11 protein-coding genes and 1 pseudogene are annotated in these 13,051 nt (G+C 59.0%); 3 read left to right on the forward strand and 9 right to left on the reverse strand.

What is annotated here, in order from left to right:
- Window positions 1–193: 193 nt before the first annotated feature.
- Together QWJ34_RS11590 and mdcA are read right to left on the reverse strand one after the other, a co-directional pair.
- Window positions 194–1,075, reverse strand: coding sequence for a triphosphoribosyl-dephospho-CoA synthase (locus tag QWJ34_RS11590; RefSeq protein WP_302727877.1), 882 nt, complete (start codon window positions 1,073–1,075; stop codon window positions 194–196).
- 116 nt (window positions 1,076–1,191) lie between these two features.
- Window positions 1,192–2,859 carry a malonate decarboxylase subunit alpha gene (gene mdcA, locus QWJ34_RS11595; RefSeq protein ID WP_302727879.1) on the reverse strand — a complete coding sequence of 556 codons (1,668 nt, stop codon included), beginning with the start codon at window positions 2,857–2,859 and terminating at the stop codon, window positions 1,192–1,194.
- A gap of 126 nt (window positions 2,860–2,985) precedes the next feature.
- Between mdcA and QWJ34_RS11600 the strand changes: the two genes are divergently transcribed.
- Window positions 2,986–3,870 carry a LysR family transcriptional regulator gene (locus tag QWJ34_RS11600; protein ID WP_302727881.1) on the forward strand — a complete coding sequence of 295 codons (885 nt, stop codon included), beginning with the start codon at window positions 2,986–2,988 and terminating at the stop codon, window positions 3,868–3,870.
- 273 nt (window positions 3,871–4,143) lie between these two features.
- Window positions 4,144–4,917, forward strand: coding sequence for an acetoin reductase (locus QWJ34_RS11605; protein ID WP_302727883.1), 774 nt, complete (start codon window positions 4,144–4,146; stop codon window positions 4,915–4,917).
- Between the two features lie 59 nt (window positions 4,918–4,976).
- On the opposite strand, the gene QWJ34_RS11610 is transcribed toward QWJ34_RS11605, so the two are convergent.
- Window positions 4,977–5,357: a winged helix-turn-helix transcriptional regulator gene (locus QWJ34_RS11610; protein WP_302727885.1), complete on the reverse strand. Its 381-nt coding sequence runs from the start codon at window positions 5,355–5,357 to the stop codon at window positions 4,977–4,979.
- Window positions 5,354–5,896 carry a DUF1697 domain-containing protein gene (locus QWJ34_RS11615; RefSeq protein WP_302727887.1) on the reverse strand — a complete coding sequence of 181 codons (543 nt, stop codon included), beginning with the start codon at window positions 5,894–5,896 and terminating at the stop codon, window positions 5,354–5,356. The genes QWJ34_RS11610 and QWJ34_RS11615 overlap by 4 nt, the downstream gene beginning before the upstream one ends.
- Before the next feature lie 189 nt (window positions 5,897–6,085).
- Here QWJ34_RS11615 and QWJ34_RS11620 point away from each other — a divergent pair, with 189 nt between their 5' ends.
- The gene (locus QWJ34_RS11620) at window positions 6,086–6,637 is read left to right on the forward strand and encodes an NAD(P)H-dependent oxidoreductase (protein ID WP_302727889.1); all 552 of its coding nucleotides are present in this window, start codon (window positions 6,086–6,088) and stop codon (window positions 6,635–6,637) included.
- Window positions 6,638–6,751: 114 nt separating this feature from the next.
- Here the strand turns inward: QWJ34_RS11620 and QWJ34_RS11625 are convergent, their stop codons facing one another.
- From QWJ34_RS11625 to fdrA, 5 genes and pseudogenes are all read right to left on the reverse strand, one after another.
- Window positions 6,752–8,005, reverse strand: a complete 1,254-nt coding sequence (locus QWJ34_RS11625; RefSeq protein WP_302727891.1) for a dicarboxylate/amino acid:cation symporter — start codon at window positions 8,003–8,005, stop codon at window positions 6,752–6,754.
- A 102-nt stretch (window positions 8,006–8,107) separates the two neighbouring features.
- On the reverse strand, window positions 8,108–9,067 hold the full coding sequence (gene arcC / locus QWJ34_RS11630) for a carbamate kinase (RefSeq protein ID WP_302727893.1): 960 nt from the start codon (window positions 9,065–9,067) through the stop codon (window positions 8,108–8,110).
- Entirely contained in the window at window positions 9,049–9,948 is a 900-nt protein-coding gene (locus tag QWJ34_RS11635; protein WP_302727895.1) for an oxamate carbamoyltransferase subunit AllH family protein, read from the reverse strand. Before QWJ34_RS11635 ends, arcC begins: the two co-directional genes overlap by 19 nt.
- On the reverse strand, window positions 9,941–11,224 hold the full coding sequence (locus QWJ34_RS11640) for a YlbE family protein (RefSeq protein ID WP_302728207.1): 1,284 nt from the start codon (window positions 11,222–11,224) through the stop codon (window positions 9,941–9,943). Before QWJ34_RS11640 ends, QWJ34_RS11635 begins: the two co-directional genes overlap by 8 nt.
- 9 nt (window positions 11,225–11,233) lie before the next feature.
- Window positions 11,234–12,994, reverse strand: a pseudogene (gene fdrA / locus QWJ34_RS11645) (acyl-CoA synthetase FdrA); the annotation flags it as partial.
- Window positions 12,995–13,051 lie beyond the last annotated feature (57 nt).

The raw sequence follows: 13,051 nt of genomic DNA on the forward strand, positions 1-13,051 counted from the left end.
GAAGCACCTCCAAATCGAAAATAAACACCGCTTTACCCCCAACGTCCCGTTCCAACAAAAGGTTCGGATCGACGCTTGAAACAGATGCGGTGCAGACGAACGAAAATCCGCGATGTCCACGCAAGACAAGCCTTTCCATTCCAATCGGTCTTATCCCGCAAGTTTCTCTTTTTGCGTTCGGCCGGCCGCGGAATCAGCGGCAGATCCGGTCCGTATACAGCGCGGCCGCCAGCAGGTCGGCCGAGCCGCCGGGCGATACGCCCAGGCCGACCAGCCGCCGGTCCAATTTGCGCAGCCGCTCCATTCCGCCGCGTGCCGCCGTGCCGCCGGCGGCCAGAATATCGGCCGCTCCGGCCTGCGCGGCTTCGAGCGCCGCGCGCCCGCCGCGGTGCAGCAGGCAGGTGTCGCCAAGCTGCGACATAACGGCCAGCAGCGCGTCCAGGCGGGCGCAGGTCTCGCCCGCTCCCTTCTCCCGGGCCGCCCGCAGCGCGGGCAGACCGAGGCGGGCCACATGCGGAAAGCCCGCCTGCGCTTCCTCGCGCGCGCCGTGTACGCCGTAGCGCCGCGCGGCCTTCGAGCCGTTCGACGCCGAAGCCGGCGCGGCGCGGTCGGCAAAGACCGCGATGCGTCCGGCCGTGTCCAACACCGTGCCGGCTTCGGCGGCCGGTCCTTCGATCGATGCGGCGGCCGTAATCAGGCCGAGCGCCCAGATCGCGCCGCGGTGCGTATTGACGCCGCCCGTCGCTTCCAGCATCGCCGCTTCGGCCGCGCGGCCGATAGCCGCCAGCTCCTCGCGCAGTTCCTGCCCGGGCCGCCGTCCTTGCGCGGCCCGGGCCATGGCTTCAAAGCCCGCGCGCAGCGAGCGCGCCGAGCGGATCATCAGCTCCGCGTCCATATCGCGGGCGTCCACCAGCCCCGGCTTGGGCGTCAGCAGCGCTTCGTCGATCAGCGCTTCGACCGCCAGATCGGCCAGCCGATCCGCGCTCGTCCGCGGCGCGGCCCCGCCCGGCGCCGACAAAAGCGTCGGCCCCCGGCGAACCGTCGCTCCCGATACCCGGCCGCTTCTTGCAGGCACGGCGTCTCCTTGTGTTCCGGCGGCATCCGGCCGCCGGAACGTCGCAGCTTCCCTGTATGCTCTTTCTTCCCGACAAGCGTCTCGTTCGGCGGCTTCCCCGCCTGCCGCTCCCGCGTTTACCAGCTGCGGAATTTGGACGGCGGGTTGTACAATCCTCCGGACCATTCGACCAGCTCCTCGATACTTTTGGCCGCCAGCAGCGAACGCCTGGCGTCCGTGCGGCGAACCTCCAGATCTTCCGGGTACGCGACCAGGCCGCCGCGGCGCAGTTCCTCGTTGACGCTTTCTTCCTGCGAGCGGCCCAGCTCCGTTACGCCAGCCACGGCGGCAATCGCCCGGCGGCGTTCCTCGAGATCGCGCGCTTTGTACAGGTAGGCGATCCCTTCTTCCGTGACCACATGCGTGACGTCGCCGCCGTAGATCATGACCGGCGCGATCGGCAGTCCCGCTTCGCCGGCGACGTTGATCGCGTCCAGCGAATCGACGAACGTCGGCTGCTCGCCGCTCCGGTACGTTTCCACCATCTGCACGACCAGCTTTTTGCCGCGCACGAGCGGATCTTCTTTGCCCGCGATCATATCGAGCCAGGCCTGCGTATCGTGGCGTCTGCCGCCCGGATCGTGCCCCATATTCGGCGCACCGCCGAAACCGCTGAGGCGTCCCGACGTCACGGTCGACGAATTGCCGTCCGGATCGATCTGCAGCGAAGAACCGATAAACATATCCACCGCGTACTGTCCGGCCACCTGCCCGAGCGTGCGGTTGGAACGCATCGAACCGTCCGGTCCGGTGAAGAAAATATCCGGCCGGGCCGCCGTATAGCGCTCCATGCCGACCTCCCCGCCGAAACAGTGCACGCTGTCCACCCAGCCGCTTTCGATCGCCGGAATCAGCGTCGGATGCGGATTGAGCACCCAGCTGCGGCAGATTTGCCCTTTGAGCCCGAGCTGCTGTCCGTAGGTCGGCAGCAGCAGCTCGATCGCCGCCGTATTGAAGCCGATCCCGTGATTGAGCGACTGCACCCGATGCTTCTCGTAAATCCCGCGGATCGCCATCATGCCCATCAGGATATGCGTTTCTTTGATCTGGCGCGGATCGCGGGTAAACAGCGCTTCGAGCTTGTAAGGCTTGTCCGACTCGACGACGTAATCCACCCACGAGCCCGGAATATCGACGCGCGGCACCCGGTCCACGATCTCGTTGACCTGTACGATCACGATGCCGCCCCGGAACGCCGCCGCTTCGACGATCGTCGGCGTTTCTTCCGTATTCGAGCCCGTATACAGATTGCCGTCGCGGTCCGCCTGATCCGCCGCCACGAGCGCGGCGTTCGGAATCAGATCGACGAACATCCGGCCGTACAATTCCAGATACGTATGGATCGAGCCGATCTTGAGCACATCGTCTTCGATCATCTGCGAGATGCGCACGCTCTGCGGCCCGGCATAGGAGAAGTCGAGCAGCCCGGCAATCTTTTTCTCGAAAATATCCAGATGTTCCGGCAGCGAGACGCTCGACATAATCATATGCAGATCGTGCACGGTCTGCGGATTCACCTGCGTAAGAGCCCGGGACAGAAACGACGCCTGCTTCTGGTTGTTGCCTTCGAGCACGACCCGGTCGCCCGGTGCCAGCACCGCTTCCAGCAGATCGACGATGCGGTCCGCGGGCAGCACTTTTCCGTTTACCAGCTTGTCCGCTCTGCCCATCCGGCGAATCTTGTCGTCGCGGCGGCTCGTCCAGATCCGCCGTCCGTCCGCCGTTTTACCTGTACCGCTTGTCATAACCCGTTCCTCCTTCAATCTTCAAACCGGTTCTTTTCCTTTATTTTACGGCCGCTTTTTCATACTGTAAAATATATAAATAGATATAGATTTATAACTCAAAATATATGGATGCAGGTGCCGATCATGGAACTCCTTCAGCTCAAATACTTCTGCAAAGTCGCCAGACTCCAGCATATGACGCGCGCCGCCGAGGAACTGCATATCGCCCAGCCCGCCCTCAGCAAAACGATCCGGCATCTGGAAAACGAACTCGGCGCCGCTCTGTTCGACCGCACGGGCAAGTATATCCGGCTGAACGATTACGGGCGCATTTTCCTGGACTACGCCGAACGCGCGCTCGGCGCGATCGAAGACGGCAAACATCACGTCCGCGACGCGGCGGGCAGCGCCGAAGGCACGATCCGCCTGGCTTTTCCGGTCGGCTCGCATATCGTGCCCGGCCTGCTGGCCGAGTTCCGCCGTTTGCATCCCCAGATTACGTTTACCCTGATCCAGCAGTTCTCCGGTATGGAGCGTCCGCTGTTCGACCTGTGCATCTCGTCGTTCCGGCAGCCGATCCCGGATACGGAAAGTATTCCGCTGATCGACGAGGAACTGTTCCTGGCCGTGCCCGATACCCATCCTCTCGCGAACAGGACATCCGTCCGGCTGGAAGAAATGGCAAACGAACCGTTTATTGCTCTCGTTCCGGGCAGCAGCCTGCGCGATACGACCGATCGGCTGTGCCTGCTGGCGGGCTTCCGGCCGAATATCGTATTCGAAAGCGACAACCCTTCCACGGTGCGCGGACTGATTCGGGCCGGACAGGGCGTCGCGTTTATCCCCGCCGTTTCGTGGGAAGGCTCGACCGGTCCGGAAGCGCGTCTGCTGCACGTCGAAAGCCCCGAGTGCCGCCGCGTCATTTCGCTGTCCTGGTACAAAAGCCATTATTTATCGCGCGCGGCGCGGCTGTTCCGGGAATTTACAGTCGATTATTTTGCGGGACAAGCTTCTTCTTCCATGGATTGATGCGCAAACGACGGATGGCGTTAACTCCTTTTTTCCAAGCCCGGGCGTTAATCCTTTTCGGCTGCCGGAATACCGCCGTCACGCTTCGGCATATCCGCTGCGAGCGGAACCGGCCGAACGATCCCGGTCCTGGCGGCGATATGCGGATAAATGCGGATAATATCCGTTGGTCTCGTAAGCATAGTCTTGAAGCCATCCATATACTTGCGTTGACAATCATAAAAATATGGAGCACACTGATAAAGAAGCTTTTACTTTTAGGGAGGTATGGATATGTCGAAAGTAGCGGTTGTTACGGGATCGGCGGGAGGCCTGGGCAAAGGAATTGCGCAGCGCCTGGCCAAAGACGGATTTAAAGTCGTGCTTCACGATATCAACGAGGACCTTCTGCAATCCACGCTGAAAGAGTTCGAAGCGGACGGTTACGAAGTGCTGGCCGTGGCCGGGGATGTGTCCAAACGCGAGGATCAGTTCAATCTGGTATCGCGGACGGTCGAGAGATTCGGGCATCTGGATGTATTCGTCAACAATGCCGGCATCGATGCGGTCTCGCCTTTTCTCGAGATCGACGAGAAGCAGCTGGACAAGCTGTTCGGCATCAACGTCAACGGCGTGGTGTTCGGCACGCAGGCCGCGGCGGAGCAGTATATCAAACAGGAATCCAAAGGCAAAGTCATCAACGCGTGCAGCATCGCGGGACACGAAGCCTACGAAATGCTGAGCACGTATTCGGCGACCAAGCACGCGGTCAAAGCGTTTACCCACGCCGCGGCCAAAGAATTGGCGAAGCACCAGATTACAGTGAACGCCTACTGCCCGGGCGTAGCCAAAACGAAAATGTGGGACCGGATCGACGAAGAAATGGTCAAATACGACGACAGCCTCAAGCCGGGCGAAGCGTTCGAGAAATTCTCCAGCGCCATCGCGCTGGGACGCTACCAGACCCCGGCGGACGTGGCGAACCTGGTCTCGTTCCTGGCTTCGGACGACGCGGATTATATTACCGGTCAGGCGATTCTGACGGACGGCGGGCTGGTATATCGGTAAGATTGTGATTCGCAGCAGACAGAAGCTCCGCCCGATTGGGCGGAACTTTTTTCGTTTTTCTAAAGACCGCGCACTTCGCGTTCTTCGTCCGGCTCTTCCTCCAACAGTTCGATCTCTTCGCCCTGCCGCTGTCTGTGCCGAATATTTTCCGTGCCCCAGGCGCACATGACTTCTACAATCCCGTTGGCGGTAATACCGTAGTCGGTCAGGCCGTATTCGACTTTGGGCGGCATCTGCTCATACACTCGCCGCCGCACCAGTCCGTCTTGTTCGAGTTCCCGAAGCTGCTGGATCAGCACTTTTTGCGATACACCGGGAATTTGCCGCTGCAGCTCGCCGGTGCGTTTGATGCCGTTCATCAGCTGGCAGATAATCAGCGCTTTCCATTTGCCGCCGATGATTTCAAGAGTCGCTTCGATGCCCTGACGATACTGTTTCATAGCAGCTCCCGCATCAATTTCAGAATCTGCCGCGTGGTGTTGACGTTGCGGGCGGTCATGTGGGCGTAGAGTTTGGAGCCGACCAGTTTGGTCATTCCGCTGCGGCCGGCGTCGGCGCGGCTCACGGAATACAGTACCGCGCGCGGGGCGAACAGCAGCGTGCCGACGCCCGGCGTCAGCGGAAGCTGTTCGGGAACGGAAGATTCGTCCACTTCGTCCCAGAGAAACAGGACATCGCTTTTCATCTCCGCGTCGTTGCTCCACTTTTCCGGCAGTACGGCGGCGATCGCTTCCATTTCGTCCAGGCTGCGGATAAGCACCCGGATGCGCAGCCCGAATTCGTCTTCGATCGCTTTTTCCAGCATCGCGGCCAAATCCGCATGGGCGAGCCCGTCGTTGGCGAACACGATATTCCCGGAATTGATATACGTTTTGACCTTGTCCATGCCTGCGCGTTCGAACGCGCTTTTTAGCGTCTTCATATCGACTTTGTTGTTTCCGCCAACATTGATTCCGCGCAGCAGCGCCGTATAGATCATCGCACTCTCTCCTTTTCCGATTCGTCGATTCCGTTTCTTCTAATCCCTCATTGTGGCACACATTTCCGGCCCGGTCCAGTACGCACTTCGAGGTAAGAATGTGACTTTACAGTGTGTATTTTCATCGCCGGGAACCTGTACGATAATGACGGTATCCGAACCTGCAAACGAAAGGAGATCAGCCCCGTTATGAAAACACTTGTCATACTCGCGCATCCGAATTTGAACGTGTCCCGGGTGAACCGCCGCTGGAAAGAGGAACTGCTGCGGCATGCGGATCGGATTACGCTGCACGAGCTTTACCCGGAATATCCCGACTGGACGATCGACGCGGCCCGCGAGCAGCGGCTGCTGGAGGAGCACGAGCGGGTGGTTTTACAGTTTCCGCTGTACTGGTACAGCTATCCGCCTCTATTGAAAAAGTGGTTCGACGACGTATTCGCCTACGGCTGGGCATACGGCTCGTCGGGTGACCGCCTCAAAGGCAAACAGATCGGGCTGGCGATGTCGATCGGCGATAAACGCCGCAATTACGAACCGGACGGCTCCGTCTCTTTTACCGTAGAAGAAGTGATCGTTCCGTTCACAGCCAGTCTCCGTCACGTAGGCGCGACCGCGCTGCCGCATTTTGCCGCTTTCGGCGCTTCGTTCGGCGCAAGCGACGAGGAGATCAAGCGCAGTGCGAAAGATTATGCGCGTTATGTATTGAGCGAAGACCATTTGCCGCGAAGATCCGAGTGAACGACAGCTTATAAAACCAGAAAAAAGCCCGAATAACCGGGCTTCTTTCTGGACTGTATTCCGTGTACCGCCTATTCTTCTTCCTCCACCGGTTTCCGCAGCGCTTTCAAACGGTTATTCCGTTCGCGCGGCCGGATCGAAATCCTCCTCGCTCAGCAGAATGTCCCGATCCAGGCTGTCCACGCTTTTGGCGACGACCAGACCGCTGAATACGTCGGAGTTGACGTTGAGGATCGTGCGGATCATGCCGGTAAACCATTCCACGCCGGCAAAGATCGCGATGCTTTCGATCGGCAGTCCCATCTGCGGCACGACGATGGACAGCGCGATCAGCCCGCCGCCGGGCACGACCGCGCTGGCGAGCGAAGTGAGCGTAGCCAGCACGGCGATAAAGATAAAGTCGTTCATGCCGTGGTGCGCGCCGTAGATCTGTCCGATCGTGGTCAGGGTCAAAGCCATAAACATCGCCGCGCCGTTGCTGTTGAGCGACATGCCCAGCGGCAGGACGAGCGTGGACACTTCTTTGCTCATCCCGAGCTTTTTCTGGGAATCCTCAAGCGCCGTGGGAAGCGCGACCGCCGACGAAGTCGAAGCGAGCGCGATCAGGGACATTTTGCCCATCTTCCGGGTCAGCGTAACGATCGGCACCCGGCAGTACACGGAGACGACGACTTCCCAAACGATCAGAAACAGCAGCGTTGCGCAGGCGTAAATCAGCAAATATGACAGCAGCGGACGAACCACGTTGATTCCGTATTTGGAAATCGTACTGGCGATCAGCGAGAAAATCCCGATCGGGGCCAGCTTCATAATCAGTTCGATCATTTTAAGGATAACGCCGTTAAACTCTTTCAAACCTTTCAGGATCGACAATTCCCCTTCGGACGATTTTAAACTTAACGCAATGCCGAAGAACGCGCCGAATACCACGATATGCACGATGGTGCCTTCCGACAGCGATTGCATAATATTCGTAGGAAAAAAACCGATCAGCAGTTCGCTGAACGTCGCCTGAACCGTCTCGACGTCGACGCCCGGCGCCACGGTTCCGCTGATACTTTTGCCCGGCTGGAAAAAGGCCGCAAAAAGAACGCCCCATGCGGACGCGAGAGTGGAAGATACCAGAAAAACGACGATCGTCCGCAGGCCTATCCGGCCCAATTTATGAATTTCCAGGCTGCCCATTGCCGCTACCATTTGTCCCAGGATCAGCAGCACGATGCCCATTTGAATCAGTCTTAAAAAGATCTCGCCCAGAAACGCTGTGCGTTCCGCCCATCCGCTCAAGAAATAGCCGAATAATCCGCCCAGCACGACGGCGATCATAATTTGGGCCGTTAAATTGAGCGTCTTTTTGTTTTTTGCCAAAATTCCAGCTCCTTCTTACAAATTCGAAATTAAGGCCGACCCTTTCGCCGACTGCCTGCGCAGCGACGAAAGGGTCTTGTTGGTTTGCTTCATATTCGGTGATTATACGGCCTGGACGGGATTGCCCGCCAGTACGACGGTAGCCGAACCGCCGGTGAAGATCGAAGCGATGTTTTCCAACGACGTGATAATCGCTTTGCTCTGCGGACGGCTTTCCACAAACGAAATCGCCGCTTCGACTTTGGGCAGCATGCTGCCCGGCGCAAATTGATTCTCGCCGATCCAGCTCTTCAACTGGTCCACGGTTACGTCTTCCAGCTTCTCCTGGTCGGGTTGATTATAATTTACATAGACGTTGTCGACACCTGTCAAAAGGAACAAATAATCGGCTTCGACCAGATTCGCCAGTTTGGCGGACGCGAAGTCTTTGTCGATTACGGCTTCCACGCCTTCATAACCGTACATCGCTTTCTTCACCGGGATGCCTCCTCCGCCGGCCGAGATCGTCACATAGCCGCTTTCGATCAGCGTTTTGATGACCGGGTACTCGACGATCGTTTGCGGTTTGGGGGAAGGCACGACTTTGCGGTATCCGCGGCCCGAATCTTCCACATAAGTCTCGCCCGTTCCCGCCGCCGCCTGCTGCGCTTCTTCGCGGGTGAAGAACGGACCGATCGGTTTCGTCGGATTCGCGAACGCCGCATCGTTCTCGTCCACCACGACCTGCGTGACGATCGACGCCACCTGGTTGACGAGTCCGGCTTCCGCGATCGCTTCGCTCATCGTGTTTTGCAGCCAGTAGCCGATGCTTCCCTGGGTCATCGCCACGCAGGTATCGAGCGGCAGAGCCGGATTCTTGTCGGATTGGGCCAGCGACTGCTGAAGCAGCAGATTGCCGACTTGAGGCCCGTTGCCGTGGCTGATAATCAGCTGGTGTCCCTGTTTGATCAATTCGACCAGCTGTTTGCTTGTATGACGCAGCGCTTTGATTTGCCCCTCGGTGGACGGATCTTCGTTCAAGATCGCGTTGCCGCCCAGAGCGATTACGATTCTTTTTCCCATAACAGCCTCCAATTTGCTTGTTTCAAAAAAGTAAGAACGCCGAACAGACTGTCGCTGCCCGATGTCGCCCCGTATGCCTGGATCCGCCGGATCGCTTCGATCGTCCGCGCCTCGTCGGCCGAGCGGATCGCTTCGCACAGCTCGATCCATGCGGTATTCGCATAACCGCCGAGCAGCGCCCGGTAATACGCCATGCTGATATCCGTCGTCGACCTCCGCTCCAGCAGCTTCATCGTCAGGTCGGCCAGCCGCGTCCCGCTGCCGGTTATGCGCTCAAACAGGATCATTCCCTGCAAAAAGTCGTCGCCCGAAGGCGTCAATCCGACGCCCGCGCCGATCAAAGAGCGGACGGTTTCTTCGGCCAAACCTTCCGGCGTATCGACGAATTTTTCGTACAATCCGCTCAAAGGCGGCAAAGCGAACCCGGACCGTTCCCGCACTCCGGCTGCTTCGAGCCGCTGCGACAAACCGCTCCGGCTCAACTGCTCGGCGCTCACATGCGGGATCGACAGATCCACGCTGCGGATCGCCGGCAGCGTCGCGGTTGTGACCAGAGGCCGGGTGTAGCACGTCAGGGTCAGTCCGAGGTCTTTGTCCGATTGGGCAAAAAAGGCGCTGATTCTCACCGCGTCGCCGACCGACAGCGCCGCCCGGATAAGCTCGAAAGCTTCGGAGCCGAGCGCAAGCCCGATCGCCGACAAGCCTTCTTCGCTTTTCCCGACGAACACCAGACGATCGCCGCAGTCCAGGTTGAATCCATTCCGGAAAATCGAATGGACTCTGGCCCGCACGGCGCCTTTTTGCCGGATTTGCCGTTCTACGTAGGCGCCGATATAAGAGCTGATCGAAGCGTTCCGAATGATCGGACCGCGATCATTCATCCCCGGCTTGGATGCCGAGCGACTTGGCGTAAGCGATCAGGGCATTCTCGAAACATACGAGAGGCGCTCTGACGGTGCCCGCGCCGATCTGGCCTACGCCTGCTTCTTTGTGCGCGATGCCCGTGTTGATAATCGGGGTGATGCCGGTCTCGACGACTTTGCGGATATCGATGCCGAGCGTCGCGCCTTTGAAGTTCCAGTTCGGAATCGCCCAGGTCGGGTTGTTGGTGATGGAGATACGCTGCATCTCTTCCGAGATGAGCTGCGCGTCGTCCAGACCGCTCAAGCCGACAAAGCGCGTAACGCCCGGAGCCGCGATCATCGCCATGCCGCCGACGCCGACCGTTTCCGTAATGGCGCTGTCGCCGATGTCCGGGTTGGCTTGTTCGGCCGAGTAACCCGTGAAGTACAGGCCGTCCGGCGTATTGACCGGACCGTTAAACCATTCGTCGCCCAGGGCGCTGATGCGGACGCCGAAGTTTTCCCCGTTGCGCGCCATGGTGGTGACGACGCAGCCTTCTTTGATTTTGCGCGCGTAATCGACCATCGCTTTGCTTGTCGCCATCATGATATTGAGGAAGAATTGATCCGTGTTCGCCAGGAATTGAATCACGTCCGCTTTATCCTGCTGATCGACGTCGAGCATGGTAATCGCCGGCGTGATTTCTTTCAGGAAGACGAGCGACGCCGCGATATTGCGCTGGTGGAACTCGTCGCCCATGCCGATCGCCCGGGCGATCATCACGTTCAGGTTCAAGCCTTCGTCGAACGTTCTCAGCGCCTGGCCGAGCACCGGACCCAGCACGTCGCGCATCCACTTGAGGCGGTTGATGACGTTCTCGTTGTTGGCGCCGAAACGAAGCACTTCGCCGATGCCTTCGTTCATGATGCAGAAGCCGGTCGTGCCGTCCGTTTTGTTCTCCACGATGAATACCGGGAAGTTCGCGGACGTGATGCCGCCCATCGGACCTACCGCGCCCGCATGGTGACACGGAATGAATTTCACTTCGTTGTTCTCGAGCTGACGGCGCGCGTCGTCCTGATCGGCCGCCCAGCCTTCGAACAGCATGGCGCCGATCACGGAGCCTTTCATCGGGCCGGTCATGTTCTCGTACTTGATCGGCGGTCCGGCATGCAGGATCACTTTCTCGCCGGTGTTCAGCTGCGGGATCACTTCTTTGGCCGGACGCGCGTCCACCAGGAACGGCTGCGATTCCAGCAGACGGCCGACGATTTTATCGTTTGCCGCGTTGATCTCTTCTTCGCGCTTCTCCAGCTCGTTCAGGATGCGGATCAGCTTTTGATTGCCGCCGGCTTTAGGACGCCACGAGAACTGCAGCGCTTTGCCGCCGAACGCGGTGATCGATTCGGTGAAGCTTTGAATCCCGATATTGATAACGCGCGGCACGCTGCTTAGCAGTTCGAGCACTTTCTCGCCCGGCGCCGGCACTTCGATCTTCGCTTCGGTATATTCGACGCGGCCTTTATCGGCGGTTTGAAGCTCGCGGCCCATCAGTTTCAATGCCAGCCTGATGGCGCGGGCATTGCTGCTTTCGACGATTACGCCGGCGTCCTGCAGCGTTTGAACGGCCTGCGCATAGTTCTGCGGGTCCTGCTCCGTGCCGACCACGGTGCCGATCACATGCAGCTGGCGGCTTGTTTCCCTGGCCTGGGCCAGGGCGTCTTTGATGCTCGGCGCAAGCGCGCCGGCCATATCCGCATGCGCTCCGTAACCCAGTACGACGTCGACCAGGATGATGCCCGTCGTGTCGTCTTTGAGCACTTCTTTGAGCTTGTTCACGCGCACTTCCGGATCGATCATCGGATGGGGTTTGCCCTGTGTGTACACGTCGTCGCCGAGATCCATCACCTGGAAGCCCTGCGTGTTCAGGATATAGCCTTCTTCGCCTTTGACGTTGTCCAGGCCCAGCGCGTCGGAGATCAGCGTCGCCGCTTCGCTCGCCAGCGTTCCGCCGGAGTACAGCCCTTTGACCGTTTTGCCCGCCGGCAGCGGCCGATCGACCGTAAATTCGATCGGCTCGTTGTAATTGGCCCGCACTTCGTCGCCGTTCGCGATATCGACCGCGATCTTGGCGGCTTCTTCCAGCGTGTACGCCAGCGATACGTTGCCGATGTGCGCTTCCGGCTTCTCGCCCAGGAACAGCGCCACAACCGGCTTGGACAGCGATTGCAGCAGCTGCATCACGTTGTCGCGCACTTTTTTGGAGGGCGGTTTGGAAATAATCAGGATCACGTCCGTCGGATCGTGCTGCTCCAGCGCGACGACCGCGTCGATCATGGTCCGCGCGTCGACGCCTTCTTTCAGGTCGCGTCCGCCGGTGCCGATCGCATGCACGACGCCGCCGCCCAGACGGTCGATAATCGTCGTGGCTTCCTGGATGCCGGTGCCCGACGCGGCGACGATGCCGATATTCCCGGGATTGGTCACATTGGTGAAAGCGAGCGGAATGCTGGATAATACGCCCGTTCCGCAGTCCGGACCCATCAGAAGCAGTCCTTTCTCATGCGCTTTTTGCTTGAGGCGAATTTCGTCTTCCATGCTGACGTTGTCGCTGAACGAGAAGACGTGCAGGCCGGAATCCAGCGCTTTCTCGATTTCGCCGGCGGCATAGATGCCCGGAATAGACAGCAGGGCCAGATTGGCGTCCGGCATTGTCTCAAGCGCGTCTTTCCAGTTGTCCACGCTGACTTCGCCGCCGCTTTTTTTGCTGCCCGCAAGGTCGCTCAAGAAGCGCTTTACTTCTTCCACGACGGGATCCAGCACCTTGGAGTCGTCGGATTCGACGACGATCGCCATATCGTTGGCGCCCGCCGCCTGCACTTCCCCGGTGAACAATCCGGCCGCTTTGAGGATGTCTTTGTTCGCGTCGGTCGCCATCATGACCTGCCCCTGCTTCACGCCGTCCAATTTATTGATGGAGTTGGTTAACAACATTAAGTTGATCGAATCTTGATAATTATTTTTTTGAATCACGGAATATAACATGAATATCCTCCTTTTGACTACCAGTATAACCGCTTTCATTAGAACGAAATATGCACACACTCTATAAAAACGCTCCGCCTTTTGTGCACTTTAAAT

Source organism: Saccharibacillus sp. CPCC 101409, from assembly GCF_030518235.1.
Classification (GTDB): Bacteria; Bacillota; Bacilli; order Paenibacillales; family Paenibacillaceae; genus Saccharibacillus.

Excerpts from the sequence above, each read along its gene's own strand:
- mdcA (WP_302727879.1), bottom strand. The coding sequence starts at position 2,859 with ATGACAAGCGGTACAGGTAAAACGGCGGACGGACGGCGGATCTGGACG.
- QWJ34_RS11600 (WP_302727881.1), top strand. The coding sequence starts at position 2,986 with ATGGAACTCCTTCAGCTCAAATACTTCTGCAAAGTCGCCAGACTCCAG.
- QWJ34_RS11605 (WP_302727883.1), top strand. The coding sequence starts at position 4,144 with ATGTCGAAAGTAGCGGTTGTTACGGGATCGGCGGGAGGCCTGGGCAAA.
- QWJ34_RS11610 (WP_302727885.1), bottom strand. The coding sequence starts at position 5,357 with ATGAAACAGTATCGTCAGGGCATCGAAGCGACTCTTGAAATCATCGGC.
- QWJ34_RS11615 (WP_302727887.1), bottom strand. The coding sequence starts at position 5,896 with ATGATCTATACGGCGCTGCTGCGCGGAATCAATGTTGGCGGAAACAAC.
- QWJ34_RS11620 (WP_302727889.1), top strand. The coding sequence starts at position 6,086 with ATGAAAACACTTGTCATACTCGCGCATCCGAATTTGAACGTGTCCCGG.
- arcC (WP_302727893.1), bottom strand. The coding sequence starts at position 9,067 with ATGGGAAAAAGAATCGTAATCGCTCTGGGCGGCAACGCGATCTTGAAC.
- QWJ34_RS11635 (WP_302727895.1), bottom strand. The coding sequence starts at position 9,948 with ATGAATGATCGCGGTCCGATCATTCGGAACGCTTCGATCAGCTCTTAT.